Source organism: Leptolyngbya sp. BC1307 (assembly GCF_002286735.1).
Classification (GTDB): domain Bacteria; phylum Cyanobacteriota; class Cyanobacteriia; order Phormidesmidales; family Phormidesmidaceae; genus Phormidesmis.
The window spans coordinates 1-1326 of sequence record NZ_NRTA01000139.1; the positions used below are offsets into that span (position 1 = coordinate 1).

Annotated in this window: 1 protein-coding gene; it reads right to left on the reverse strand. The window is 51.4% G+C overall.

Annotated elements, in window-relative coordinates; translation table 11 throughout:
• Positions 1-20 precede the first annotated feature (20 nt).
• Positions 21-1196 carry a transposase gene (locus CKL79_RS23360; RefSeq protein ID WP_170944172.1) on the reverse strand — a complete coding sequence of 392 codons (1176 nt, stop codon included), beginning with the start codon at positions 1194-1196 and terminating at the stop codon, positions 21-23.
• Between the last annotated feature and the right edge of the window lie 130 nt (positions 1197-1326).

Here is a 1326-nt window from a genome sequence, read left to right on the forward strand (position 1 = left end):
CCTGATTGACTGACAAAAGATTAGTCAGGCAGAAATTTAACGGTGATCACCATGAAGTCAAGGCGACCGGCCTTTTTATTGTGTTGCTGCCTAGAAGCCATAGCTGGGTGAGGATCACGATGAGAGGTAAAGGCAACCTGTTGAATCAACTGCCAGCCGTTGAACAGAGCAGCCTTAGTCCACTCTAGTCCGATGCGAAAATAGCTATTGCCGCGAAACCAGTGTGTGTCAATCCAGCGCCTACGTCCTGTTTGAACCACTTCTAGCCCTTGGGCGGTGACATAGAGGGTGGCAACCGCCAGGATAAACCAGAGGCGTGAGAGGTCAGTGACCGAGCGAATCTCAGAGCGTTGTAGATTCCAACCGCCCGATTGGTCATCTAAAAATCCTTCCTCGATATCGAACCTCAGGGCATATTCCATAAAAGTGTCAGGGCTGCTCGGCTGGTCACTGACCACGGCCCAGAACTCACCGTTGATGTTATTGCGCCCCAAAATGACATGCACCGGGCCATACTTTTCTTGACGGTGTAATCTAACGTGGTGGAAACACAAGGCTTTGCCGCGCTCTAGGTGGAACGATTTAGGCTGACACCAGCCAGAGCCCGGTCGCCAGAGCCAAGTGTCACTTTTGATCCTAATCCGATAGTGCCAGCCGAGTTGTCGCATTGCACTCATCGCACGGGTGTGTACGAAGCCCCGGTCAGCCAACAGGATAACCTTTACCCCTGCTGGCAGGTATTGAGCGGACTGCATCATCAGCTCTTGGTACGTCTCAAACGAGACTGAGGCACTCGCATGTTTCAACACCCGCCAAGCTAGGGGTAGCGCCCGTCCTCGATGCACCACCGCCAGCCGAATCAGGCAGTACTCCTCCCAAAACAACGAGGTGTCTAAACTCAGATAGAGACTTTCTTCTTCCCACTTCGCCAAAGCTGCCTGAATCAGAGGTTTGTATAGGCGGTGAATGTTGATGCGGCTATTCGATAGCCAGCGCCGTACCCGTCTCTGTTTGCTTTGCGCATAGAGGCCACGGCAGGGCAAGTATGTCGTCCATTTCGTTAGGCTGACGCTACCGGTTTCAATCAGCGCCACTACCATCCATGAACAGGCTGTCAGATGAGCTAAATGCACCCACGGACAATCTTGACCTAGCCAAGCTTTCAAGGCATCGTAAAGACGGGAGTTTTTGTTCACAGCGTTCCTATGATTTTGAGTGGTATCTAAATCTTAGAACGCTGGCTCCCTTTGACTACTTTTCAATGCCTACAATTGCCTGCTGATAAGCGATTCGCTCATGTAATCGCATCTTTTGTCAGTCAATCAG